Source organism: Microlunatus phosphovorus NM-1, assembly GCF_000270245.1.
Taxonomy (GTDB): Bacteria; Actinomycetota; Actinomycetes; order Propionibacteriales; family Propionibacteriaceae; genus Microlunatus; species Microlunatus phosphovorus.
On sequence record NC_015635.1, the window covers coordinates 2,658,308 to 2,682,673 of the forward strand.

Genomic DNA, 24,366 nt, shown 5'->3' on the forward strand with positions numbered 1-24,366 from the left:
CGAGCTGGAAATCCAGGTCTGACACGACGAGTCCGACAAGAGGAATCTGACGGGAGGAAGCTGATGGAGGCCAGAGTCATCGAGACCTACCTCAAGGCGGTCTTCAACGCCGGAGAATGGTCCACCGAGCCGGTCACCACCGGGTTGCTGGCGGCCAAGCTCGGTCTTGCCCCGTCCTCGGTTTCCGAGGCGGTCCGCAAACTCACCGAGCGCGGGCTGCTCGCGCATGCCCGCTACGGCGCGATCAGCCTGACCCCCGAGGGCGAGCATGTTGCCCTCGGCATGGTCCGGAAGCATCGGCTGATCGAGACCTTCCTTGTCGACTACCTCGGCTACAGCTGGGACGAGGTCCATGACGAGGCCGAGACTCTCGAACACGCGGTCTCGGACATCTTCATCGATCGGCTCGACGCCCGGCTCGGACACCCCCGGGTCGACCCCCACGGCGATCCGATCCCAGCCGCCGACCGGGCCTTCGACGACCAACCCGATGTCCGGCTCGACACCCTGCCGGCCGGCACCCGGATCCGTATCGATCGGGTCAGCGACGAGGACCCCAACCTGCTCCGCCAGCTGACCGAATCCGGCATCGCGATCGGTCAACTCGTCATGGTCGAATCCGCCGCCGAACCCGAGCACGTCACCATCCGCCGCGGCGATCACTCCCTGACCGTTCCCAACTCGACAGCGCACATCATCCGCGTCACACCGATCACTGCCAGGGGTCTTCCGGCAGGGGCCGCGGGGCCGAAGCCGCCAGATTAGTTCGTGATGGGAATTTGACTCTCTCATCCAGTTCGGACACGGCGTGTCGCGCCAGTCGGGGAGTGCGGCAGGAGGTTTTCCGTCACTCTCTTCACAAGCCCAGCCGGTCGATCGGCCGGAGCGTGTCCAGATCGGCGGACTGGATCGCCTGATCGGAGAGCAGGTAGACGGCGTCGCCGATGACCAGGGAGCGGTTGGCCATGCCGTCCTTCTCGGCTACGGAAACCTTGCCGCGCTCGTCGAGGCCCTTGCCGGTCGCCCGCAGGAGCACCACACCGTTGAACGCAGCCTTGTCCTCTCCGTACAGGTAGATCGGCGCGATGACCAGCTTGCGCGGCTGCCAGTACAGGAAGGCCTTGGGGTCGAACTCGGCCGCCGCCTCCCCGGCACCGTAGGTCTGCACGGCGATCCGGCGTGGAGCTGCCGCATTGCTGATGTCGAACAAGGAGAACTGCACACCAGGTCCAGCACCGGCGGTGCCGCCGCTCTGCCCGACGCCGAGCAGCAGATTCTTGCCGACCGGATGCAGGTAGCCCGAGTAGCCAGGGATCTTCAACTCGCCCAAGACCTTGGGCGCTGCGGGATCGCCGAGATCGAGGACATAGAGCGGATCGGTCTGCCGGAACGTGACGACGTACCCGCGGTCGGCGATGAACCGCACCGCCCGGATCGACTCGTTGTCTTGCCGGCCCAGTCCGCCGACCTGTCCCAGCTGGCGCAGCGCACCGTCCCGCTCCTGCAGAGTGGTGACCATGCCCTCGGTCACCTCACGGGCGCCGACCCACCCGCGGCGTTCGGTGATAGTGCTCGCGACCCGCAGGACGCCGTCGTACTCCGACATCGCGTACTGATTGAGCAGCGTCCCTGGGACCTCACCCGATCCGGTGTAGCTGCTGGCGCCGGACGGCGCGGTGACGAATTTGTGGATGCTCGTCGTCGCCGGCGAGCCGTCGCGACTCCACTCCGTGGTCGAGACGTAGGTCGAGGTGCTGCTCGCGTAGATCTGCTCGCCGCCGGCGATCACGCCGACCGAGCGACGGGTCTGCAGGGCGGAGCCCATGTCGAACGTGGACACCGCGACGGTGTCGATGCCGGAGAACTTCTCCGGCCGAGCCAGATCGGGGCAGGCGACCAGCAGCCCTTTGCCGACCTGGGCGCCTCGGCCGTCCGTCAGCACATACGAGGGGATCCAGTCATCGATCGTGGAGCGCGCCACGGCGGACCTCAGTGCTTCCTCGGACTTCTTGGAGACGCGACCGTCGCGTCGATACGTCGGTGACGGGATGTCGACGTCCGGCGATGCGATGGTCACCATGCGTACCTGGGTGCCGACCAGGCGCGCGTCGATCACCCGGCCGTCGACGGTCAAAGTGGCGATCAGCTCGGGTCCGCTGAGATCGGAGATGTCGTAGATGGTCGCGGTGGCCCGGGTGATCCACGAATCGGACCTGGTGGACGGAGCCTCGCCGAACACCAGCAGTCGGTCGCCGGACAGGAACACGTTCTGCGCCAGCTCACCGGGCAGGGTCTTGCGCAGGGTCAGTTTGCCGCCCACCGTGCTGATCAGATGGACGCGGCCCTGGGCAACGGCCACGATGCGGCGGCCGTCGGTCTTGACGATGTCGGGCTCGTCGACGCCGGCCTCTTGGATGTTCGTCTCCGAGTACTCCGCGCCACCCGCCGTGGACTCGCCGGCCCCGGCCGAGTCGCGAGCCTCCGCCGCTCCCGGCGTGTCCCTCGCCGTGCCCGAGGTCAACACCAGGCCTCCGCCGCTGGCCTGCTCGATCAGATAGTCGGGAGCGTGGTCCTTGAAGTACCGCAGGGCCGTGTCACAGGTGTCGAACGGGGTCAGCACCCCGGTCAAGGCGGCGGCCGCGCCCGCCCCACCGGATCCCGCTTCTGATCCGCCGGATGCGGCGCTCCCGCCGCCGGTCGGGAGACTGCCGATGACTCTGGGCAGCCCGATGGCCACGGCGCTGATCAGCACGGCCGCGGCGACCAGGGCCGGGACGGCGATCCGAGCAGGTGATCTCTTGACCCGGCGAATCCCCGCTTCGTGATCCTCGGGAAGCTCATCGATCTGGCGGCGTACCGCCTCGGCAGCCTCCCGGGCTCGGGAGTCAAAGTCAGTCATGAATCCTCCAGACGCAAGTGACGTGCGGCTGCAGCGCGGCCCCGGCTCAGGTGGGTCTTCACGGTGCCTTCGCTGCAGTCCAGGACTGCTGCGATCTCGCGCACGCTGTAGTCGGCGAAGTAGTAGAGCGCGACCGCCTGCGCCTGCCGCGGCGGCAGGCGACGAACGGCCTGCCAGAACGCCTCGTCGCCTTCATCGAGTTCGATGGTGGTCTGGGTCCGTTTGGCCAGGCGGACCAGTGCTTTCGCCTCGACCAGTCGCCGCCGCACCACCGACGCAGCACGGTTGCAGGCGACTCGGCGCACCCAGGCGCCGGGTGAGTCGCAGCCAGAGACCGTACGCCAGTGCCGGAAGGCGGCCGTGAACGCGTCCTGGGTGACGTCCTCGGCCACCGACAGGCTGCCGGTGAGCACGAACGCCAGACCGAGCACCTGCCGGCGCTCATTGCGATAGAAGTCGTCGAACAGGAGCGGCTCGTCCGACACCTCGACCGGGTTGGGGACGGCCGCCAGTAGCGGCCGCCCCGGCGCTGATCCGGAAGCGTCGCTCGTCGTCGCTGCTCCTTGGCTGTCCATCACTGAGTCACTCGCGCCAGGAGGCTCTTCGGTTGACATGACGCCCCGATTATCTCGGCAGACTTTGCCGAGGGCGGGGACTCAGCCGGTGGTGCGGGTCCAAGTGCCTGTCTCGACCGACTCCAGCATGGCGTCGACCAGGTCCGCGGCGATCACGGCGTCGTGGATGGTCGCGCCGACCGGGCCACCGGTGAGGATCGAGCGGACCAGCCGGCCGGCCTCGATGACCTTGAGGTCGTCGTAGCTCATCGCGATGGCACCGGCGGGTTGGTAGTGACCGAACTCGCCGGATTCGACGCCCACGAACTCGGTCCGATAGAACGCGTTCTCGTACCCCTGCCCGAGGCTGGTCTGCAGCTCGCCCATCCGGCGGAAGTCCCAGGCGAGCGAGCCCCGGTCGCCGTGGATCTCGATGCCGTAGTTGCACTGCTCGCCGATCGCGGTTCGGCAGGACTCCAGCACGCCGCGTGCGCCATCCTGGAAGCGGAGCAGCACCGCCAGATAGTCCTCGTTCTCGACCGGGCCGTGCTCGCCGGAGCCCCGGGATCCGTGGCCGGTGGCCACACCGGAGGGGAGCGGCCGGGTGGGGATGAAGATCGCGGTGTCGGCGAAGACCTGCTCGACCTCGCCGACCACGTAGCGGGCCAGATCGATCCCGTGGCTGACCAGGTCGCCGGCCACGCCAGATCCGGACCATTCGTTCTGGTAGCGCCAGGTGAGCGCGCCCTCGGGATGGGCGGCGTAGTCGGCGAGCAGGCGAATCCGGACCTGGCGGATGGTGCCCAGCTCGCCATCGGCGATCAGCTGCCGGGCCCGCTCGACGGCGGGCGCGTTGCGATAGTTGAACCCGGCCGCGGACTGTACGCCGTGTGCGGTGACCGCGGCGGCGATCTGTCTGGTCTCGGCGCTGTTGCGGCCGGCCGGCTTCTCCACCCACAGGTGCTTGCCGTGTTCGGCGACCGCGACCGACACATCACGGTGGATGAAGTTGGGGCCGGTCACACTGATCACGTCGATGTCGTCGCGGGCGACCAGCTCGCGCCAGTCGGCGTGGACGTCGCGGAAGCCGAACGCCTGAGCCGCTGCTGCCAGCCGGTCGTCGGAGGCATTGTCGGCCACCGCGACCAGTTCGGGGGCGCCGGCCAGCGTTGGGTAGTGCTGGGCCAGCCTGGCGTACGCCCGCGCATGCACTCGCCCCATCCAGCCGAAGCCGATGACGCCGACGCGGAGCCGTTCGGGGGATGCAATAGAAGCGGTCACAGTAAGGCCTCTCTCATCGAGCATCGAGTCGTTCAAGATCCTAATGTCCGGACAAAATCTAGCAGGTGGTTGAGGAGGAGAGTTGGCGCCATGAGAATTCTCGTGCTGCCCCACCCCGTCCTGGACGTCGAGGTCGAGGTCGAGGTCGACTGAGCGTGGCAACTCGTCAGGCGCTACGTTTGGCCTCGGGTGAACAGCCGAGAGGGGAAATCCGGATGGCAGCACTCAAGCCAGGCGACGTGCTGGTGGCCGTCGTCACCAAGGTCACCAGCGGCCTGATCGTGGTCACGGCTCAGGGCATGCGTGGCATCATCCCCGGTTCCGTGGGGACCGGGGTCAAGGTCGGTGACCGGCTGAAGATCCGCGTCGTCGACCTCAAGAGCGATGGCAAGGAATTCATCGCGGCCCGCCTTGGCGTTGCGTGAGTCTGCGCCCTCCGGATCGAGATCACTCCGGATCCGCCGAATCACCTGGCGACGGGATCGGAGGCTGACAGTTGCTCGAGCTCGGCGGTCGTCGGTGAGCCTTCCCAGTCGCCGGCGGTCATGCAGGCGAAGGCGCCGGTCCGGACGGCACAGTGCAGCCGGGACTCAGCGTCTTGGTCGGTGAGCAGCCGGGCGAGGTAGCCGGCTACGAAGGCATCGCCTGCCCCGACGGTGTCCATCACGGGCACCGAGACAGCAGGGACGACGTACTCAACCCCATCGACCAGTGCCGCGCAACCGCGGGCGCCGAGCTTGATGACCACCTGCGTCGGTCCCACGTCGGCGATGGCACGGGCAAGACCGAGCGGTTCGTCGATCCCTGGGTGGATGAGCTGAGCCTCGTCATCACTGGCGAAGACGATGGTCGATCTCGCCGCGAGCGCGTGGAACAGCTCTGTGACGTCGGTGCTTCCGACCAGCCGGGACCGGTAGTTGACGTCGAACGAGATCGGTATGCCTGCAGCCTCGGCGATCGAGACCGCGCGCCAGGTGGCGTCCCGCGCAGACGCTGACAGCAGCGGGGTGATCCCGGTGATGTGCAGCACGCCGGCCTGTTGGATCACCTCGGTCGGCAGATCGGCGGGGGACAGCCGGCTGCCCGCGCTTCCGCTGCGGTAATACCAGACGTTGGTCGCGAGCGCGCTTCGGTGTTCCTTGATCATCAGACCGGTCGGCGCCTCGGGATCGACGATCGCGTGAACGGCGACGTCTTCGCCGCGGATGGTCCGTTCGACGCGTTCGCCGAGCGAGTCGGCGCCGCGACGGCCGATCCAGCATGCGGGTACGCCGAGCCGCCGGGTGGCAATCGCCACGTTGCTCTCGGCACCGCCGATGCCGATCCGGGCGCCGGAGGCGTAGCTGAGTGGACCAGGTTCGAGACTGGTGAACAACGCCATGGTCTCGCCGAAGGTGACCAACGGGCGTACGGACTCGCGCTGTCCGGCGATCATGGACGAACGCCGCCCTCGAAGAGATCCCGGATGATCGAGCAGCGCCGAGTGATCTCGTCGAACTCGTGAGCGCGGATGAGGTTGCGTGGTGCGATCCAGCCGCTGCCCAGGGCGGCGACGACGCGGACCTTGGCGTACGCCGCGGCGCTGTCGGGGTCGACTCCGCCGCTGGGCATGAACAGCATGTCGGGAAACGGTGCGCTGAGTGCGGCGACGAAGTCGGGACCACCGAGCTGCTTGGCAGGGAAGATCTTGACCAGACGCAGTCCGACCTTCCGCGCGAGTTGCAGCTCCGAGGCGGTGGCCACGCCGGGGACCGCGAGCAGCCCGACTGCTCGAGCTCGCTCGACGACGGCTTCGTCGAGTCCGGGGCTGACGATGAACCGGGCTCCGGCGGCGGCTGCCGCGGTGGCCTGGTCAGGCTCGAGAACGGTGCCCGCGCCGACGGTGACGCCCGGGGTCGCAGCGACCCGCCGGATCGCCCCCAAGGCGCCATCCGTACGCAAGGTGATCTCGACGGTGGACACACCGCCGGCCAGGAGGGCGGTGACAAGGGGCTCGGCGTCTCCCGGGTCATCGATCTCGACGACGGGCACGACTCCCGTCGGGGTCGTGGTGATCCTGGTCATGGCCGAATCTCTTTCAAACCACCTGCACGCGCCACCGCATCGGCGAGTTCCAAGCCGGCACCTGCATACAGATTGAAGGCGATCGGGATGCCGTGCTCCTTGGCCCACGTCACCTCGTCGTCGTAACGGGCGACGGTGGCTACCTTTCCGGTGAAGCCGCTCTCCTGCAGACACTGCTGTGCGGTGATGTTGGCGCCGTGCTCGGGCATCGCCAGGATCGCCGTCTTCACCGAGTCGCTGCGGGTCAGCCGCTTCCAGAAGTCGAGGTCGGTGGCGTCACCCTCGACCACGTGACGGCCTTCCTTCAGCTGCTGCTGGACGCGCGGCCCGTCGTAGTCGACGCCGACCACGCGCAGGCCGTAGTCATCCCGCAGCCGATCGTACGCAGCAATGCCGACTCGTCCGATGCCGATGACGACGACCTCGGCGTCACCGGCATCCGCCGGCCGCTCCTCGGGATGCAGCTTCTCCGGGTCGCGGCGCGGGAACCGCGCGGCGAACCGTTCCACCATCATGTGACCGCGGCCATTGAGCAGGGCCGCGAAGACGAAGCTGATCGCCACCGCTATCGAGATCTCCACCAGCCAGGTCTGTTCGAGCATGCCGGCGCCGACCCCGACCGAAACCACGATCAGTCCGAACTCGGAGAAGTTGGTCAGACTCAGACCGCCGAGCAGAGCAGTTCGGCCGCGCAGCCGCATCAGCCACAGCAGCGCCACATAGCCGACGGCCTTCAGTGGGAGCAGCACCACGACCATGAAGATCGCGATGGCCAGGATCGGCAGATCAGGCAGGCCGGTCAGACCGATCGAAACGAAGAAGCCGACGAGCAGCAGTTCCTTGAGGTGGAACAGCGAGCGCGCCAGCTCGGAGGAGGACGGGTGCGAGGCGAGCAGGATGCCCATGATCAGTGCACCGAGATCGCCCTTCATGCCAACCGCCGTGAACAGCGCGTAGCCGGGCACCAGCGCCATCACGATGCCGAACAGCGACTGCATCTCGCCGTGGCCGAATCGTCCCCAGATCTTCCGCAGCACCCGCGACAACGGCCAGAGCAGCACCAGGATCCCGGCCCACGGACTGGGCAGGTGGCCGCTGGTCGCAGTGAGGAAGACCACCGCGACGATGTCCTGGATGACCAGGATGCCGATCGCGACGCGTCCGTAGAGCGAGTGCGTCTCACCCCGTTCCTCCAGCACCTTGATCACGAACACGGTGCTGGAGAACGACAAAGCGAAAGCCAACAGCACGAACGTACGCAGATCCTGGCTGGCCAGCATCGGCATGCCGACCAGTGCCGCCAGCCAGAGCAACGCGGTGCCGAGCACGACACTGAGCAGGAGGTGTAACGACGCGGTCAGCCAGACCTCGCGCCGGATCAGCGTGCGCAGATCGAGTTTCAGGCCGATGCCGAACAGCAGAATGGTCACGCCGAGGTCGGCGATCACCTCGATCTCGGGGAGATGCTCGACGTGCATCCAGTTGAGCACGAAGCCAGCTGCCAGGAAGCCGACCAGCGGTGGCAGCCGCACCACAACCGCGAGCAGTCCGAGCACGAGCGTCACGACGAGGTACGTTGCGATGACGGTCACGGGACGAGACTGTCAGATGGTTCTTTACCGAGAGTAACGATCCCATCACCATCGTCACCCTGGTGAACGGGTAAGGACCTTCGTACGGGCAAACGACTTGTCGAGAAGGAGGTTGGGCACCGAATCCGGCACGGATCAGGTGCTGAACCTCCTTCTCGCGGGCCAGACCCAGCACCGCACCACTATTGACTTTCTTCAGAAAGTTAGCATCGTCGCTCCTGAAGGAGGCTGAGATGGCGCGGGTGCACTATGCGTGGGTGGTGGCCGGTGCCGCGTTCGCGACGTTGGTCGCGGCAGCGGCGTTCCGGGCCGCGCCGGGGCCGCTGATGGTGCCGCTCCACGAGGATGCGGGCTGGTCGATCGTCACCATGTCCGCGGCGGTGAGCGTGAATCTGGTGCTGTACGGGTTGACTGCACCATTCGCGGCCGCCCTGATGGAGCGATTCGGGTTGCGCCGGGTCGTGGCGGCCGGGTTGCTGCTGATCGCGGCCGGCGCAGGCTTGTCGGTGCTGGCGACCGCCGCCTGGCAGTTGGTGTTCACCTGGGGCGTGTTGATCGGTCTGGGCACCGGCTCGATGGCACTCGTCTTCGCTGCCACGATCGCGAACGCCTGGTTCGTGAAACGCCGTGGCTTGGTGATGGGCATCCTCACCGCGGGCGGCGCCGCTGGACAGCTGGTCTTCCTGCCTCTGGTTGCCTACCTGGCCGAAACCATCAGCTGGGTCGTGGCCTCACTGGTGATCACCGCCGCCGCCTTGGTCGCGATTCCGCTCGCGGTGGCTCTGTTGCGGGATCGGCCCGCCGACCTCGGTCTCGCCCCGTACGGCGGAGATCGGGTGATCCCTGCCGTGCCGGCTACCGGCAACGCTGCGGCGCTGGCGGTCGGCGCACTGGGGAGAGCGGTACGTACCAAGGCGTTCTGGGCGCTCGCCGGTGCGTTCGCGATCTGTGGTGCGACGACGAACGGCCTGATCGGCATCCACTTCATTCCCTCCGCCCATGATCACGGCATGGCCACCACCACCGCCGCCGGGCTGTTGATGGTCGTCGGAGTCTTCGACATCGTCGGCACCGTCGCGTCAGGCTGGCTGACCGACCGGATCGATCCGCGGATCCTGCTGCTGGCCTACTACGCCTTCCGTGGTGTCGGGCTGCTGCTGTTGCCCTGGCTGCTGGCCGAAACCGTGCATCCGTCGATGGTGTTGTTCATCGTCGTCTACGGCCTGGACTGGGTGGCGACAGTGCCGCCGACCGCCGCGCTGTGCCGGCGGATCTTCGGCAGCGAGGGCACCATCGTGTTCGGCTGGGTATTCGCCTCCCACCAGCTCGGCGCCGCGGGAGCCGCGCTCGCTGCCGGGGTGGTGCGCGACACCTTCGGCAGTTATACGTACGCCTGGTTCGGGGGTGCTGCACTCTGCCTGATCGCGGCGCTGCTGTCGATCGCGTTGCGCCGGCTGCCCGAGCAGCCGCCCGACCCCGCCGACGTGGCCCGGGACAAGCAGTTGGCCGCGGAATCGGCTGCGGATCTGACTCCGTGAACTGTGGCAGCCCAGCGCCCAGCGAGTCGGGCAAGGAGAGAGGGGAATGGGCAGATGCCGCTGCGTTCGGACTGGTCCGCTGAGAACTGCCCGATAGCGCGCTCGTTGGAGATCCTGGGCGACCCCTGGACGATGCTCGTTCTCCGGCAGGCGCTGTCCGGCGTACGACGTTTCGAGCAGTTCCGTGATCAGCTCGGCATCGCCGACAACGTGCTCAGCAAACGCCTCAACAACCTGGTCGATGCTGGGCTGTTGCGCCGTGTGCCCTACCAGGACAGCGGTCGCACCCGTCAGGAGTATGTCCTCACCGAGGCCGGGGCTGACACCTTCCCTGTCGTGATCGCCTTGGCCCAGTGGGGCGAACGGCATCGGCCGCACCCAGATCCCGGCGTGCGGATGGACATCATCCACCGATCGTGCGGTCAGCAGACGACGACCACCGACTATTGCAGCCACTGCGGCGAACGACTCACCATCGACACCACCACCTGGCGTAAGTCCTGGCGAGAACCACAGGATCTCGAGCTCGTCGGCGCGGGGGCGGGGGAGTGAGGAATCAGGAGCTGATCAGGCGCCTAGGTTGGCCGGCGCGGGGCTGACCCCGATCGGTGCTCACTCCCCGTAGCGGCGTACGACTTTCCAGGTGGTGCCGGAGTTGATGTTCGGGTCGAGGTTCACGTCGTCGGTCTCGATCACCTCTCCGAGTTCGTTCTGCCAGGTCACAGCCGTGCTCGACGATACGTACCTGGTGTTGCCCTCGCGGCTGTTCGGGTCTTCCACCGCGGTCACCGCACCCAACTCGTGGCGCCAGGCCTCTTGCGCCGACACCCCGGCATGGCCGGTCGCAGCCGGCGGCGGCGCCATCATGGCGTTGAAGGCCGCTTGCGCGTTGCCCGCCTGGGTGTGGCGCAGATCGGCGGCCGCCTGGCCCACCGCAGCGATACCTGCCTGCTCGGCCTGGAACGCCGCCCAACGCATGCTTGCCTGTTGCGCTGCGAACTGCGCCGCGTTCGTCTGGCCGACCTGATTGATCGCCGCGTTCCAGGCTGGGTTTGGCAGAGTGCCGTCCATGATCGCGTAGAGGGTGGCCCGCAACTCGTCATACCGCTGCATGGTCGCGCTGAGCACCATGACCAGCAGGCCGTGGTTGGTGATGGTCGAGAACACCGCCTGGTTGCTCACCGTGTAGTGGAAGCCGAGAATCTCCAGCCGCCGTGGTGTGCCCCTCGTTGGAGCGTCCGCCACGGCGTACAGTCCGGTGTAGCTCACGCCGGGCGTGATCGACTCCGGCCCCACGTGCAAGCGCTGCGCCCAGTCGGGCAACGGATAGATCTCGAACCGGGTCGGCTGTCCGGCCTCGGGCCCCAACAGCTGCGGCAGCACGGCACCGAGCAGGCGGTCGGGGGAGTCCGGCGGCAGATAGGTGCGGCCGTGCCCGTTCGGCTGACCTGGCGCGCCGCCCGGCCAAGTGAAGTCGAACCGTGGCCAGCCCTGCACCATCGCGACTTGATCGGGATCGGTCACCTGGAACCAGTGGTGTTCCGGCGACTCGTTGTGCTGCGGCACCCACGTCACGTTGCCCTGCGCCGTCCAGCCCGGCGGATGCCTGAGACCGAGCACCGGCAACCCCAGCTGCGGATCGTGCAGCGCCCAGCTCGTCCAGTCCGACGTGTCCATTCCCTGGCCTCTCTGGTCCGTGACACGCACGGTACGCCGTTTCGAGCAGCGGGGCGTGGCTTATTGCGTCCGGCGTCCCAGATAACCGACTTCGGTCTTGCCATCCGGTGTCCTCATGGGCAGCCTGAGCGCTGCTGGGGCCAGGCACCTTCCGTCGATGGCGACGGACCGGGCGGCAGCAAGGAAGGACCATCCATGAGAAGGAAGCACGGAATCGGCCTGCTCGCCGCCGTGGCGGTGGCCGCGATAGCGACGTCCGTCGGTGGCCAGTTCGGTGCCCAGGCCGCCGAACCGGTCGCGGCCCAGGGCGGCTCTGACGCTGCGGCTGCCACACTGGGCGCCACCGCGGTCGCCAAGCATCACCCGCAGAAGCCGGCGAAGAAGCCGCTGGCAGGGCTGCGGATCCTGATGTCGAACGACGACTCCATGCAAGCCGCCCGCGCGAACGGCAAGGACGGTATCGGCCTCTACGACATGCGCAAGTCGCTGTGCGCGGCCGGGGCGGACGTCGTCGTGATCGCTCCCTGGGGATACATGAGCGGTGCGGGTGGCGCAGTCACCAACAGCGGCCAGTTCACTGCCGAGCAGCGCACCGCACTGCCCGCTGGGTATGAGGACGACTGCGCCTCGGCGCCCTCGGGTGGAGCCGTGTTCGGGTTGTGCCGAGACACGGGTTGTACGCCGGACTCGCTCAGCGCTACCCCGGCCGACACCGTCAAATTCGCCCTGCACGGTGGGTTGAAGGCGCTGGTCGGCTGGAAGAAGGCCCCCGATCTGGTGGTGACCGGCATCAACTCCGGCCCGAACGTGAGTGCGTCGATCAATGACTCCGGCACCGTCGGCTCGGCGATCGCCGGGATCGACAATGAAGTCCCGGCCATCGCCTTCTCGGGTCATGTCGAGCCGGTCTCGGACACGGTGACGCGCCCGACCTATGTCGCGGCCGCCGACTTCGGCGCTCGGCTGATCGCTCAACTGCGCGCCAAGCGGCTGCTCACCGACGCCTACGTGCTCAACGTCAACTACCCCGATGTCACCAACGGCCAACGGCCTGGCAAGCCGGTCTGGACGCGGGTTGGTCTGGGGACTTTCGGCGTGCACGCCTATAGCCCGACGGCGTCAGGCTCGCGGACCTTCACCATCGGCTGGGCGGTCTGCCCCGCGGAGCACTGCATCGACGAGCCGCGCCGGGACGCCGACAGCACCGCCCTGTTCGCGGGCAAGATCACGCTCACCGCGCTCACCCGGGACCGCACCCTGCAGACCGGCGAGGACCACCGGCTGCGCGCGCTGGTCAAGAGCGGGCAGTTGATGCGCTGACCTCACCCGGCTCCGCATCGGACGCGGGCCCCGTCGTGGGTCGTCTTTGGCCCGCGGGCGCAGGACGTACCCCGCTGCTCCGCTCGAGTTGCGGTCGTCTTTGGCCCGCGGGCGCGAGACGTACGGGCCTGCTGGCTGATCTGCGGTCGTGTGTGGCCCGGGGGCGCGAACCGCACTCCGGGCACGCCTCCGTGCCGATCGTCTTTGGCCCGCGGGCGCAGGACGTACCGCTGCTCCGCTCGAGTTGCGGTCGTCTTTGGCCCGCGGGCGCGAGACGTACGGGCCTGCTGGCTGATCTGCGGTCGTGTGTGGCCCGGGGGCGCGAACCGCACTCCGGGCACGCCTCCGTGCCGATCGTCTTTGGCCCGCGGGCGCAGGACGTACCGCTGCTCCGCTCGAGTTGCGGTCGTCTTTGGCCCGCGGGCGCGAGACGTACGGGCCTGCTGGCTGATCTGCGGTCGTGTGTGGCCCGGGGGCGCGAACCGCACTCCGGGCACGCCTCCGTGCCGATGGTCTCTGGTCCGGGGCGCCAGACGTACGGGCCGTCCGGCTGATCACCGTCCATCTGTGGCATCCCAGGGGCGCCAGTCGTACTGCCGTTCCGCTCAGCTTCGGTTGTCTGTGGCCCGGCGGCGTCGAACGGACCCGCGTGGAAGATGAGATCCCGGCATCCGGGCGACGACCGGATGGTTTACGCGGCGAAGCATCCCGAACTCGCCACTCGGCAAGGGGGCTCCCGCCATTGAGTGGCGAGTAGTGGTCGTTTCAGCGCGGTGAAGCTCGTACCTCCCATGCCAGTGTCGTCGGACAAGGCCCATGCATCAGTGCGGCTCATGCTTCGTAGTGCACGGTTCTCGGGGCGTGGCCGGTACCACCGCCTTTTCGCTCGCCCCACCGGATCAGCGCTAGCGCCCAGGCGAGGCTCAAGATCGTGGCCAAGGTGAACGCCATCCATACCGGCAACCGGTTGAGGGTGACGGCCAAGACGAAACAGAACAGCGCAAAACCGTCCAAGCCGGGCACGATCCCGCGAAGTAGCCCGATCACCCCGGTTCTGCCGTGCTGCGCCGCAGCGAAGGCGCAGACCACACTCAGCGCGATGGGGAACGGGGCCAGCACTCCTGACAGGTTCGGACCTGCCACCTCGGCCGACCAGGTGACCGTGAGCACGAGGGCAGCTGTCGCCATAGCCCGCGCGGGCAGATCCCACCACGGCAGGCGGGTCGCGGTGAGAAGGTCATCTGGCTGCCGACGCAGCACGTATTGCACACCGTGCAGCGCAAGAACCGCCACAAGCAGCGCCAGCCAGGCCGGCACCGTAACAGCTGCAAGGCCGAGGTCGGTGAGCAGCACCAGTGCCCAGGCGATCATCATCGCCACCCACCACGGCACGCGATCCACCGTCATGATGAGCGCGAGCGCGAACACCGCCAGAGCGACGTTGGCGAGCGTCGACGCTGCAGCCGCTTGCGCAGCGAATGCCGGGCCATGCTCCAGGCAGATGATCAGCAGGATCGGTCCCGCAACGATCGGAATGGTGACGAGGATCCCGCCGAGCCGCGGACCCCACCGGCGGGTAGCCAGCGAAGACAGGACGACCAATGTCGGAGCGAGCAGCAACTTCAACGCCAGAAGCACACTCGCAGTCTGACGGCTCGAGCACCGACGGCGTGCAGAGGCAGTTGTCTTGGTCGCCCACACAACGTTGGTTGGGGCGGGCTGGCGAGCCGACTGAGCCATTTGTTCGTGATGGGAATTTGACTCTCAATCGGCAGGTCTCGGCGTGTCGCGTCTCAGCCGGAGTGCGACGGGAGGCTTTCCGGCAATCCGTCGCGCGTCGCCATGGTCGAGAATGGGCGTCGCCGTGGTCGAGAGTGGGGGAGCATGTCGTTGCTGTACTGGACCGCTGATCAGCTGACCGCGGTCGATGCTGCTCTCGACGCCGCGCGAGGTGGAGTGCCGACGATTCTTCTCCTGGAGGGTGCGGCCGGCACGGGGAAGTCGAGTCTGCTGGATGAGCTCGTCGACCGGGCCGTCGGTTTCGTGGTCGCGACCTCGGACGGCATTGAGAGCAACGCGGTGCCGATCCCGTACGGGGTGCTCCGAGACTGGGGCATCGAGCTCACCGACGGGATGCTCGGCGAGGACGCCGCGGCACGAGCCACCAGTGAACTGGCGGCTGCTCTCGACTGGCTCGGGACCGATGGTCCGGTGCTCTGGCGACTGGACGACGTGCAGTGGGCCGACCCGGAGTCGGTCGAGGCACTGCGGTCGTTGCTCCGGCGGCTGGTCGGCACACCGCTGCTGCTGGCACTAGGTCGGCGGACGCCCGCGCTGCCGGGCTCGCCGGACATCGAGGATCTGGTACGTCCGCGTTCCCGGCAGATCAGTCTACGGCTCGACGGGCTTGCGGCCGAGGACGCGATCCAGCTGATCGGCTCAGCTCATCCTGACCTCGCCGCTGGTGCGGCACTGGAGCTGTGGCGGCACACCGGCGGGAATCCGCTCTATCTTTCGTCGCTGCTCACCGAGTTCGACAGCGATGAGCTCGACGGTCTGCGCGGTGAGCTGCCGGCCCCGCGGGCGTTCACCACCGCCGTGGAACGCAAACTCGCCAGGCTCTCGACGCGTGCCGGCGACGTCCTCGGGGCGACGGTGGTGCTGGGTGCAGGCTGGTCGGCCGTCTCCGACGTCGCCGAGGTCGCGGAGCAGCAGGCTCCCTTCGAAGCGGTCCAAGAGCTCGTCGATGCCGATCTCGTCCACGTACGGCTGACCGGGCAGCTGTCGGTGCGTCCCGCACATGCCCTCGTCGGCGCCGCCGTACGCCAGCTGATGTCGTTGCCAAGTCGCCGCGAGCTCCATCGTCGGGCGGCCGGGGTCTTCACCGGTGTCGATGCCCTCGACCATCGGGTGGCCGCGGCCGAGAGCTACGACGACGCGCTCGCGCAGGAGGCATCGCGACACGCTGCGGCGCTGTACGAGCAATGGGCCTATCGCCAGTCCGCGCACTACTTTCGGGTGGCCCGAGACCTGACGCCGGACCCCGCCGAACGGCAAGCCTTGGACTTGGAGAGCCAGTGGTGCGATGTGCTGGCAACGCAAGCCGGCGGGGCCGACCGGGTGGCCGCCGAGGTCGTCGGCCAGGATGCTGCTGCCACCAGCGTGGCCGCCCTGCACCTGGTCCGGGGCGATCAGATCGGCGCCGCGACGCAGCGGCTGAACCAGCTTGCCGCCGATGCCCTTCAGCAGGCGACACCCATCACCCGCTACCGCATCCACCTGCTGACCGCGTACACCCGGCTGGTGGGTGGTCAGAGTACGGCGCGGGTGACTGAGGCACTCGACGCGGTCGACCAGACCGGGGTGAGCGACCCGGCTCTCGCCCCGATGGCGTCGCCGACCCGGGGCTTCGTGGCCGCACGACTGCACGGGGACAGCGCGGCCATCCCGACGGCTCTGGCCCAGCTCCCCGACAACCCGATGGACGTCCCCGACCAGATGCTGGGGCTGCTCGGGTGGCGTGCTGTCTACCGGTTGCACTCGCTGCAGGTGCGCGAGGCCGCCCGCGACTTCGAGGCGATGATCGACCGGTCGATCGGTCAGCGGGACAGCTCACCGCTGCAGTCTCAGCTCGTCCTGGCGCGCTGGTACACCGGGGACTGGGGCTTGGCGAACGTCGCCCAAGGACTCTCGACCAGCACCAGTCCCTTGCGGCACTGGAGTCCCGACATCGGTGGCGCGCTGCTGAGCTCGGTCTGGGGTCGGTTCGACGACGCAGACGCGCAGCTGAGCAAGGCGATCGCGGCGGTGCGACGAGCACCCTGGCCGGAGGGACGCCTGCAGCTGATGGTCGCGCGCGTCGCTCGCGTCCACGCGGCTGGTCGACCACCGGGGGAGGTCGCGGCACTGGCGGCCGACTACCACGACCTGGCCCAGCTGGTGGAGGTCATGTCCGGTGCCGATGGCTCGATCTTGCTGCACGCCGGTCTGCTCGCCCACTGGTCGGGCCGCCCGGTGCTCGCCCGGCACTGCGCAGACCTGATGGAAGACGCGTACCAGCCATCCCGCTCCCACCGGGCGCTGATCGGATGGCTCCGCGGACTGCTGGCGCTGGAAGCCCAGGAAGCGCAGGCTGTCGAGCTGCTGCAAACCGCGGCCGCCGACGACCACCAGGAGCTCCCGCTCTACCGAGCTCACAGCTGGGCCGACCTGGCTGAGGCGCTGCCCCCGTCGAGGAGGTCCGAGGCGCAGCAGGCCCGCCAGCGGGCACTGGAGATCTACTGCGCACTCGGGGCATCACCGTACGAAGAGCGCCTCGCTCCGTTGGTGGCAGCACCGGGCCCGGGGGAGACCTCGCTGCCGACCCAGACCTCGGCGTACCTCCCGACGCTGACCGACCGCGAACGTGACGTTTTGGCGCTGCTCACCAAGGGACTGAGCTATCAGCAGATCGCGGGTCAGCTGTTCGTCACCAGGAGCGCGGTCGCCTACCACCTCTCCAACCTGTACGCGAAGTTCGGGGTGCGGTCCCGCCACGACCTCACGGCGTACGTGCTGGCTCATCCAGCAGCTCTTCGAGCCAGTTGAAGACCCGATTCTCGGTGAGCAGGCGACCGAGCGGCTGGCAGTGATGATCAGCGCCCTCGGAGGCATGGAACGAGATCGTCTCGGCATGGGCGACCAGCTGGGCGAGCTGCTGTGACTGACCGGGCCAGAAACGCTCGTGATCGGGGGCGGTGATCAGCAGCGGCGTCCGGATCTGCGCGGCGAGCTCGGCATCGAGGCGGTATTCCATGACGGTGCGGTAGAGGTCGTACCAGTCGGTGTGCTGATACGGACGACTGCGCCAGGCCAGCGTACGTCCCAGGCTCGGGATCTTCGTCGCCAGTCGCATGTCCCGGTCGAACTTGTCCCGGTTTCCCTCCCGGAGCATCCGCACCATCCCGCCGCTGAGCGGCCGGGTCCAGCTGGCGGACACGTCCACCACACCCGGGTCGACGACGGCGCCGACCAGCCGGTGCTCGAAGGCCAGCGCGCGGGGCAGCCAGTAGCCCGCCTGGCTGACGCCGAACCCGGTGAGACGCGTCGGGTCGACATCGTCGCGCGCGATGAGAGCGTCGACCACCGGCGTGAGGACGGCCTCCCAGTCGGGTCGGAAGTGGGTGAGCTGTTCGAACAGCATCGACTGCTGCCCCGGACCGTCGTAGACGAGGACGTTCCAGCCACGGTCCAAGGCACCGGCGGTCGGTGTCCACAGATCACTGATGGAGCCGTCGCTCCCGTTGGTGATGATCAAGGTCGGGCGGCGGTCGCCGCTCGCGTCGGGACGGAGCAGGTAGCCCGGCAGACAGCCGTCCTCGTACGGGATGTCGAGGCGGAGATGCGCTCCCCGCGAGCAGTCGATGAAGGCATCCCAGGCATCCCGATGGGAACGGAAGGCGGCAAGGAGCTCGGGCTCTGCGTTGGTGGTGGACAGCCCGTCGACGACGCACGCCCAGTAGGTCGCGGCCCGCAGATAGCCGGAACGTGCACTGACGAGATGGCCGCCGGCCTTCGCGCTGTCTGCTTCGCGCCGAACGGTCTGCGCCGTCAGCGCCCATTGGGGCGCCCAGTCCGAGCTGTGTCGGATCCGGCCGATGGTGGCCAGCACCTCACCGATCTCGCTGGCACCGTGGACGGCGCGACCGAGCACTCCGCGGGTGGCGAAGTCCAGATTCTCGTCGGCGAAGAACCCCTTCTCGAGCAGGTGGTTTCCGTGGGTTGCGGTGATGATCATCGTGTCGCTCCCTGGCTTCTTTCTCTTCGTTGGCTTCTTCTCTTCGTGGTATGCCTGGCACTGCTGGTCGGTCGGTGCATCAGGCACTGGCCGCATAGATCGCTCCGGCACCGAAGCCCGCGACACCGTCGATGACGATCTTGACCAGCAGCGGGACGTCTTCGGTGCTCTCGTTGAGCCACCAGGTGGTCAGCGGCGAAGCGAGGTTGGACGCGTTGCCGAACACCGTGCCGAGGATCGCCTCCACCTCGCCGCCGGTGGAGCTGGCGTTCTTGTAGCTGTACATGCCACCGAGCACGCCGTTGGCACCGGCGGCGAGCATGCTCACGATCGGCCCGTAGTACTGCGAGAGCGGATCGGGTGAGGCGGGTGCCTCGTTGTAGTACTGGATGACGTTCGGGTCCGGGGTCGGTGCGGCGGCCTTGGCCTTGGCGGCGATCTTGAACAACGGGGTGACGACCGAGCTGAAGATCGCCCCGGGCAGCAGCCCGGGCAGATTGGTGTCGGTGGGAAACCCGTTCCAGACCAGGTTGTCGTCGCGGCCCGGGATCAGCAGCAGCGTCTCCAGGATCGGGCAGATGATGTCGAAGTAGTCGATGATCCCGGGCTGTTGCCCCCGCGGGCCGTCCTTCTTCGCCGCGACCAGCTCGAAGTCGCCGCCGACGTCGGCGACCGTCCAGATGAACTGGGCGATGGCCCCGGTGGTGTAGCAGAACTTGTCGCCGCTGTCGGAGGTGGCAGTCGCGGTCTCGCTGTCGGGGGAGAACACCGGGTTCAGCCCGGTCAAGGTCCGCACCAGGGTAAGCGGGAACGCCGCGACCAGGCTGACCAGCCGGTTGAGGCTGATGGTCGGGTCGAAGCCGAGCTCGTCGAGGATGAGCTTGAGGATCGGGCTGATCGAGGTCAGTGACCACTGGTACTTCAGATAGCGGTCGAGAATGTTCAGCACGGCCTTGACGAAGTCCAGCACGGTGTCGGCGATCGCGTCGCACAGCTGCAGTGCCTTCACCGCAGCGGCGTTGATGTCGCTGAACCAGTCCGACACCTTGGCCTCGGTGAGTGCGCCGCGACTGTTCAAGTCCTTCAGCGAGGTCCAGATGGTGTTGGCGATGTCGTACGCCAGGTCGACACTGTCGGTGAACGCGTTGGTCAGGTCTTGCAGCACGGCGTCGAAGTCACCGCTGAGGTTCGGGCCAGGATCCTGCGGCAGGTGCTGCATCAGCTTGTCGTACAGCCACTTGCCGGGACAGTCGTTGACCACCTTGGACATCCAGCCGACGGTCTTGCCCAGGTCGTTCATCGCGCTCGCGCTGCCGGTGTCCGATGGTGGTGTGGACAGCGGCTGGGAGGAGCCGAAGGTGGCGTCCTCCACCGCGTCGGCGAGTTCGGTGATCCAGCCGGTGACCGCGGCTTCCTGGGTGGCGAACCAGCCGTCGACCTGCTTCTCGATCCCGTTCACGATGCCGATCAGCTGGTCGGGACCGTCGCCGAGGAGATTGCCGATGGTGGTGGCGTTCTTCCCGACCCCGGTCAGCATCCCGAGGATCTCCCGCTTGAGCCAGTTCACCGCCTTGACGATGTCGGCGCCTAAGGTGGTGAACCAGCCGCCGATCACGTGGAACGCGTCGCGCATGTCGTTGATCGCATACGTGGCCAGGTCGGCGACATCGGTGGCCAGATCCACGACCCACTGCTTCAGGTCGTCGGCCCATCGGACGACCGCCGAGGTGACCTTGGCCAAGGCATGCCGCAGGGCGTGGCCGATGGAGCGGAAGAAGCTGCCGAGGGAACCGGCCACCACCGTCGAGCCGTACGCGGTCGCGTCGCGGGAGGTCGAGGCCGTCAGCTTCTTGCCGCGTCGTTCGAGCTTGTAGGCCTTGATCGCTCCGGCTGCCGGCGGGGCTCCGTTGCCGGCCGTGACCGCGGCACCTAGCCCGGTGACCAGCGAACCCGCGGTGCTCGGATCCAGCCCGGGAAGCAGCTTGCTGCCGTCGGAGTTGGTCGCACCGGTCAGCGTGGTGGCGTCCATGGTGCCGAGATCGTTCAAGGCCGCGCTGCCGGCCAGGAAGTTGCGTACGTCGTAGTCGCCGATCACGTTCAGCACCGACCCACTGGGCTGACCGTTGCCGTCCAGCGCCTGCGCGGTCAAGGCGGCGGTGTCCATCTCCTCGGCCGGCACGCTGACGATGATCTGGCCGCTCAGGTCACCGGTCAGGGTGACCGGGGTCCCCGGCATCGCGATGGTGCTGCCGATGTCTTGCCACAGCCCGACCGGACGGTCGGTGGTGAGCTGGGCCTGCCCGTACTGGACTGCCATCCCGTTGCTGTCCTGGACGTTGATGGTCACCCGATAGGCGGTGATCGCCGAGGCGACGACGTCGTTCTGCCGCACCTGGGTCTGGGTCCAGCCGCCGGCGTCGAGGCTCAGCACACTGAGGGTCTCGTCGGCGCCGACGCCGAACAGGGTGGCCTGGGTGGGGTCGGTCGGCACTCCGTAGACCGCGATCAGCCCGGGCTTGGCGCTGCCGGGGATGCCGTTGGCGATCGGCAGTGGGTCGGCGAAGGCCCCGGGCGCGGTCTGCTGGATGGTCTGCAGGACGCCGTTGCTGTCGAGCAGGTTCACGGTGTACTGGTCGTTCTGCAGCCAGACCGCCACGGTGCTGGCCCCGGCCTCAGGCGCGTCGGCGACCCGGGTGAAGTTGCCCTGCTCGTCGCAGAAGAACGCTCCCTCGCCGACGGTCGGGACGTTGCCCTGGAAGGCGTAGCCCGGCAGACCGGTGGTGCTGGTCGGTGTCGTCCACGCCCACATCAGCTCGGTGACCCCGGCCGCGCCCGCGGTGGTCATCGGCACCGCCGGAAAGGTCTCGCCCTGCTGCTGGTAGACCGACAGCGTCCCGTCGGCCTGCAGCACCAGGGCATAGCCGACTGTGTCGCTGGCATTTGTGTCGTACAGGATCAGGTAGTCCTGCACCGGTGAGCTCGTCGTGTCGAGGTCGGCCAGGTCCTGCGCCACGATCGGCTCGGACGGGTCACCGGTGGTGATCCAGGCGACCAGGCTGGTGGTGGTTCCGGCGACGGCGGTGCTGTAGAAGTACGGCACGCCTTCGCGGGAGACGCCGCCCTTCATCGGCCCGGGACTCGGCGGGTACGTGTCGTCGTCGAGGGGCGCGATGAAGCCCTCGTCCCAGCTGGTCGCGTCGTCCAGCCAGGTCAACCAGTACGGGGATTCGGACCAGTTGTCCTCCGGGTCGGGATCACCCCACAGCAGTGCGTACACGTTGGCGCCGTCCGCGGCGACCGCCACGGAGGTGACCGAGGTCAGAGTCTGCTGCAGGTCGAAGTCGGCATAGGCCCAACCGGTGGCCTGGGTCGGGTCCCGGTGCAGGTGGTGCAGGCTGCCGCCGGACAGCACCAGCGCTTCGACCGTCTTGCTGAAGGGGTTGAAGAACGGCAGCACCTCGTCGTCGACCCCGATCAGCACGTCATCGGTGGCGAACACGTCGTCGGACAGCTCGCTCGTCGCGGTGATCGCGTACGGGCCCGGCTGAGTAGGCGGGGTGTCGGCAGCGGCACGTTTGGGTTTGGCGGTGGGTTTGGCGGCATACGCCGTCCAGGAGGTCAACGGCGAGGTATCGAGGTAGGTGCCGACCCCCAGACCGAGCAGCCCGGCCAGCAGGGCCCGCCGCCCAAAGGCTCCGGGGCGCCGAAACGCAGATTCTGCTGCGGCAGCAGGGTCTTCGGCGGGTACGAGTTCTGCGCTCATCGCTGCGGTCCTTTCGAGAGTTGGGGTCCTTTCGAGAGACTGAGGGTGGCCCGACCGATCAGGTGACCGGCGCGAGCGACGACGGAATAGGTGCCCACCTCGGGCGCGGTCACCGTGGTGGCACGAGGGGAGGTGTGGGAGGCGGTCCCGCCCCGGACCACCACGGCCACGCCGGCGGGGGCCGGACCGAGATCTGTGCCGAACGCGTCGACCGTCCGGATGGTGTATCGGACACTGCGGCCGGGCCGGCTGGTCGCGGTGGGTGGGTCGAGCTCGAGGCGAACGCCTGGGCCGCGGCGGACGAACACCACCGACCCGTAGCCGCCACCGCCCAGACCCGTGGCGACGACACCGGGCAGCGAGACGCGCTGCGGAGTGAGCACGCTGGTGGCCTCCGGCTTCTGACCACCGGTGCCGATCGCGCCGAACGACCCGTCGCCCCACGCGTACACCTCGTGCTTGTCGGTCAGCGCGAGTCCGTGGCGGTGACCTGCGCGGATCTGTGTCACCTGGCCTCGTACGCCCGACAGCTTCACCACCACCGGGCTCAGCTGGTGCGCGCTGTCGCCAGTGGCGAGCTGGCCTAGATCGTTGGCGCCCCAACCCAGGATCACTCCGCGACGGGTCAGGGCAAGCGTGTGGTCCTCGCCGGCGACGATCGTGCGGACCTGCCCCCAACGGGCCGGGAGCGCCATCTTCTTGCCGAGCGGCAGACCGGCGACGTCGACACCGAACATCAGCACGTCACCGTCCGAGGTCAGCACCACGAGGTGCCGCAGCCCTGCGTCGACCGCCGATACCGGTTCGCTCACCTGGCGGGCGTGGATCGGCTTCAGCACGTCGCGCCCAACAGGTACCGAGCCCTTCTGGGCGAGCTGGCCCTGGCCGTTGCGACCCCAGGTCAGCAGTCGGCCACCTGGGGTGATCGCGGCGGAGATCCCGTCGCCGGCGGCCACCTTCCTCACGGTCTCGGCCCGCACCACCTTCGGCGATAGTCGGTCGTCCCGGTCGCCGGTGCCGAGCTGACCACGGTGGTTGCGACCCCAGGTGATCAGGTGCCCACGGGTTGTGACGACCACGACGTGGTCGGTGCCGGCGGCGATGGCGGCAGCCCGATGACCCTCCGGCAGCCTCACCTGTTGAGGGGTACGTCGTGGGCGACGGCTGCCGTCACCCAGCTGGCCATGCTCGTTGCTGCCCCAGGTCAACACCCGACCCGACTCGGTCAGCGCAATAGTGAAGTTCGCCCCACCCTGCAGATCCACGATGCCGGCCGGCAAACGAGCCGGCCGAGGGGAGTAGACCCTGGCCGCGTGGTTGACACCGAGCTCTCCGGTGTTGTTGTAGCCCCAGACGTACGCGTACGTTGCCTGCTTCTCTTTCGACATCTCCGCTCCAGTCCTCGTCCCGCCAGATCCGACCGCCGAAGACTCCGCGCGGTCAGCTTCAGCCTGGAACAGCTGTCGAGAAAGGACCCTGGTCAGAATGACCAGGTTTGCTGGGGATCGCCTACCTTCGACTCGAGCCGTTGACCGAGCATGAGCGGGATATCGTGCGCCGCGTCGACGCCGGTGAAAGAAGAAGGATGGGAAGCGATGAGCACCACGACTCCATGGGAGCAGGTCAGAGAAGAATCCCTGGCAACCATGACTCACACCGAGCGCGCCGAGTACGACGCCGCGACCGTCGACGCTGAAGCCCGCTTGCAGCTTGCCGAGCTGGTGTACCACGCCCGCACTACGGCCGGGCTTTCCCAGACCGAGCTGGCTCGGCGGGCCGGTACCCGCCAAGCTGTCATCTCCGCGATCGAGAATGGGGCCCAGGCGCCCGGCGGTGTCATGCTCGCCCGCATCGCCCGCGCCCTCGGTGGGACCCTCGGCATCAACATCGCCGCCTGAGACA

18 protein-coding genes are annotated in these 24,366 nt (G+C 68.0%); 7 read left to right on the forward strand and 11 right to left on the reverse strand.

What is annotated here, in order from left to right; all coding sequences use genetic code 11:
- The first annotated feature begins 63 nt into the window (after positions 1–63).
- Positions 64–765 carry a metal-dependent transcriptional regulator gene (locus tag MLP_RS12035; protein WP_013863365.1) on the forward strand — a complete coding sequence of 234 codons (702 nt, stop codon included), beginning with the start codon at positions 64–66 and terminating at the stop codon, positions 763–765.
- Positions 766–856: 91 nt separating this feature from the next.
- Here the strand turns inward: MLP_RS12035 and MLP_RS12040 are convergent, their stop codons facing one another.
- Genes MLP_RS12040 through MLP_RS12050 form a run of 3 tightly spaced genes read right to left on the reverse strand, consistent with a single transcriptional unit; the run spans position 857 to position 4,734 of the window.
- Entirely contained in the window at positions 857–2,899 is a 2,043-nt protein-coding gene (locus tag MLP_RS12040) for a beta-propeller domain-containing protein (protein ID WP_013863366.1), read from the reverse strand.
- Positions 2,896–3,513 (reverse strand): RNA polymerase sigma factor, encoded by a 618-nt coding sequence (locus tag MLP_RS12045; RefSeq protein ID WP_083843799.1) that lies wholly within the window; start codon positions 3,511–3,513, stop codon positions 2,896–2,898. Before MLP_RS12045 ends, MLP_RS12040 begins: the two co-directional genes overlap by 4 nt.
- Before the next feature lie 42 nt (positions 3,514–3,555).
- Positions 3,556–4,734, reverse strand: a complete 1,179-nt coding sequence (locus MLP_RS12050) for a Gfo/Idh/MocA family protein (protein ID WP_013863368.1) — start codon at positions 4,732–4,734, stop codon at positions 3,556–3,558.
- Between the two features lie 155 nt (positions 4,735–4,889).
- On the opposite strand from MLP_RS12050, the gene MLP_RS12055 reads away from it, so the two are divergent.
- Positions 4,890–5,159: a hypothetical protein gene (locus tag MLP_RS12055; RefSeq protein ID WP_156821131.1), complete on the forward strand. Its 270-nt coding sequence runs from the start codon at positions 4,890–4,892 to the stop codon at positions 5,157–5,159.
- Between the two features lie 41 nt (positions 5,160–5,200).
- Here the strand turns inward: MLP_RS12055 and MLP_RS12060 are convergent, their stop codons facing one another.
- The 3 genes from MLP_RS12060 to MLP_RS12070 are packed head-to-tail and all read right to left on the reverse strand — an operon-like array spanning position 5,201 to position 8,390.
- On the reverse strand, positions 5,201–6,169 hold the full coding sequence (locus MLP_RS12060; protein WP_013863370.1) for a sugar kinase: 969 nt from the start codon (positions 6,167–6,169) through the stop codon (positions 5,201–5,203).
- Positions 6,166–6,798: a bifunctional 4-hydroxy-2-oxoglutarate aldolase/2-dehydro-3-deoxy-phosphogluconate aldolase gene (locus MLP_RS12065; RefSeq protein WP_013863371.1), complete on the reverse strand. Its 633-nt coding sequence runs from the start codon at positions 6,796–6,798 to the stop codon at positions 6,166–6,168. The genes MLP_RS12060 and MLP_RS12065 overlap by 4 nt, the downstream gene beginning before the upstream one ends.
- Positions 6,795–8,390, reverse strand: a complete 1,596-nt coding sequence (locus MLP_RS12070; protein ID WP_013863372.1) for a cation:proton antiporter domain-containing protein — start codon at positions 8,388–8,390, stop codon at positions 6,795–6,797. Before MLP_RS12070 ends, MLP_RS12065 begins: the two co-directional genes overlap by 4 nt.
- 233 nt (positions 8,391–8,623) lie before the next feature.
- On the opposite strand from MLP_RS12070, the gene MLP_RS12075 reads away from it, so the two are divergent.
- Positions 8,624–9,928 carry an MFS transporter gene (locus MLP_RS12075; protein ID WP_013863373.1) on the forward strand — a complete coding sequence of 435 codons (1,305 nt, stop codon included), beginning with the start codon at positions 8,624–8,626 and terminating at the stop codon, positions 9,926–9,928.
- Between the two features lie 54 nt (positions 9,929–9,982).
- On the forward strand, positions 9,983–10,480 hold the full coding sequence (locus MLP_RS12080; RefSeq protein ID WP_013863374.1) for a winged helix-turn-helix transcriptional regulator: 498 nt from the start codon (positions 9,983–9,985) through the stop codon (positions 10,478–10,480).
- A gap of 60 nt (positions 10,481–10,540) precedes the next feature.
- On the opposite strand, the gene MLP_RS28305 is transcribed toward MLP_RS12080, so the two are convergent.
- Positions 10,541–11,605, reverse strand: a complete 1,065-nt coding sequence (locus MLP_RS28305; RefSeq protein WP_013863375.1) for a hypothetical protein — start codon at positions 11,603–11,605, stop codon at positions 10,541–10,543.
- A 195-nt stretch (positions 11,606–11,800) separates the two neighbouring features.
- On the opposite strand from MLP_RS28305, the gene surE reads away from it, so the two are divergent.
- Positions 11,801–12,925, forward strand: coding sequence for a 5'/3'-nucleotidase SurE (gene surE, locus MLP_RS28310; RefSeq protein WP_013863376.1), 1,125 nt, complete (start codon positions 11,801–11,803; stop codon positions 12,923–12,925).
- Positions 12,926–13,756: 831 nt separating this feature from the next.
- Here the strand turns inward: surE and MLP_RS12095 are convergent.
- Positions 13,757–14,563 carry a hypothetical protein gene (locus tag MLP_RS12095; RefSeq protein WP_013863378.1) on the reverse strand — a complete coding sequence of 269 codons (807 nt, stop codon included), beginning with the start codon at positions 14,561–14,563 and terminating at the stop codon, positions 13,757–13,759.
- A gap of 246 nt (positions 14,564–14,809) precedes the next feature.
- On the opposite strand from MLP_RS12095, the gene MLP_RS12100 reads away from it, so the two are divergent.
- The gene (locus MLP_RS12100; protein WP_013863379.1) at positions 14,810–17,512 is read left to right on the forward strand and encodes an AAA family ATPase; all 2,703 of its coding nucleotides are present in this window, start codon (positions 14,810–14,812) and stop codon (positions 17,510–17,512) included.
- On the opposite strand, the gene MLP_RS12105 is transcribed toward MLP_RS12100, so the two are convergent.
- The 3 genes from MLP_RS12105 to MLP_RS26315 all read right to left on the reverse strand — a co-directional run bounded on the left by MLP_RS12105 (position 17,466) and on the right by MLP_RS26315 (position 23,852).
- Positions 17,466–18,701 carry an alpha/beta hydrolase family protein gene (locus MLP_RS12105; RefSeq protein ID WP_013863380.1) on the reverse strand — a complete coding sequence of 412 codons (1,236 nt, stop codon included), beginning with the start codon at positions 18,699–18,701 and terminating at the stop codon, positions 17,466–17,468. The genes MLP_RS12100 and MLP_RS12105 overlap by 47 nt on opposite strands.
- A 79-nt stretch (positions 18,702–18,780) precedes the next feature.
- The gene (locus MLP_RS12110) at positions 18,781–22,464 is read right to left on the reverse strand and encodes a hypothetical protein (protein WP_013863381.1); all 3,684 of its coding nucleotides are present in this window, start codon (positions 22,462–22,464) and stop codon (positions 18,781–18,783) included.
- Positions 22,461–23,852 (reverse strand): RCC1 domain-containing protein, encoded by a 1,392-nt coding sequence (locus MLP_RS26315; RefSeq protein ID WP_013863382.1) that lies wholly within the window; start codon positions 23,850–23,852, stop codon positions 22,461–22,463. The genes MLP_RS12110 and MLP_RS26315 overlap by 4 nt, the downstream gene beginning before the upstream one ends.
- A 207-nt stretch (positions 23,853–24,059) precedes the next feature.
- On the opposite strand from MLP_RS26315, the gene MLP_RS12120 reads away from it, so the two are divergent.
- Positions 24,060–24,362 carry a helix-turn-helix domain-containing protein gene (locus tag MLP_RS12120; protein WP_013863383.1) on the forward strand — a complete coding sequence of 101 codons (303 nt, stop codon included), beginning with the start codon at positions 24,060–24,062 and terminating at the stop codon, positions 24,360–24,362.
- Positions 24,363–24,366 lie beyond the last annotated feature (4 nt).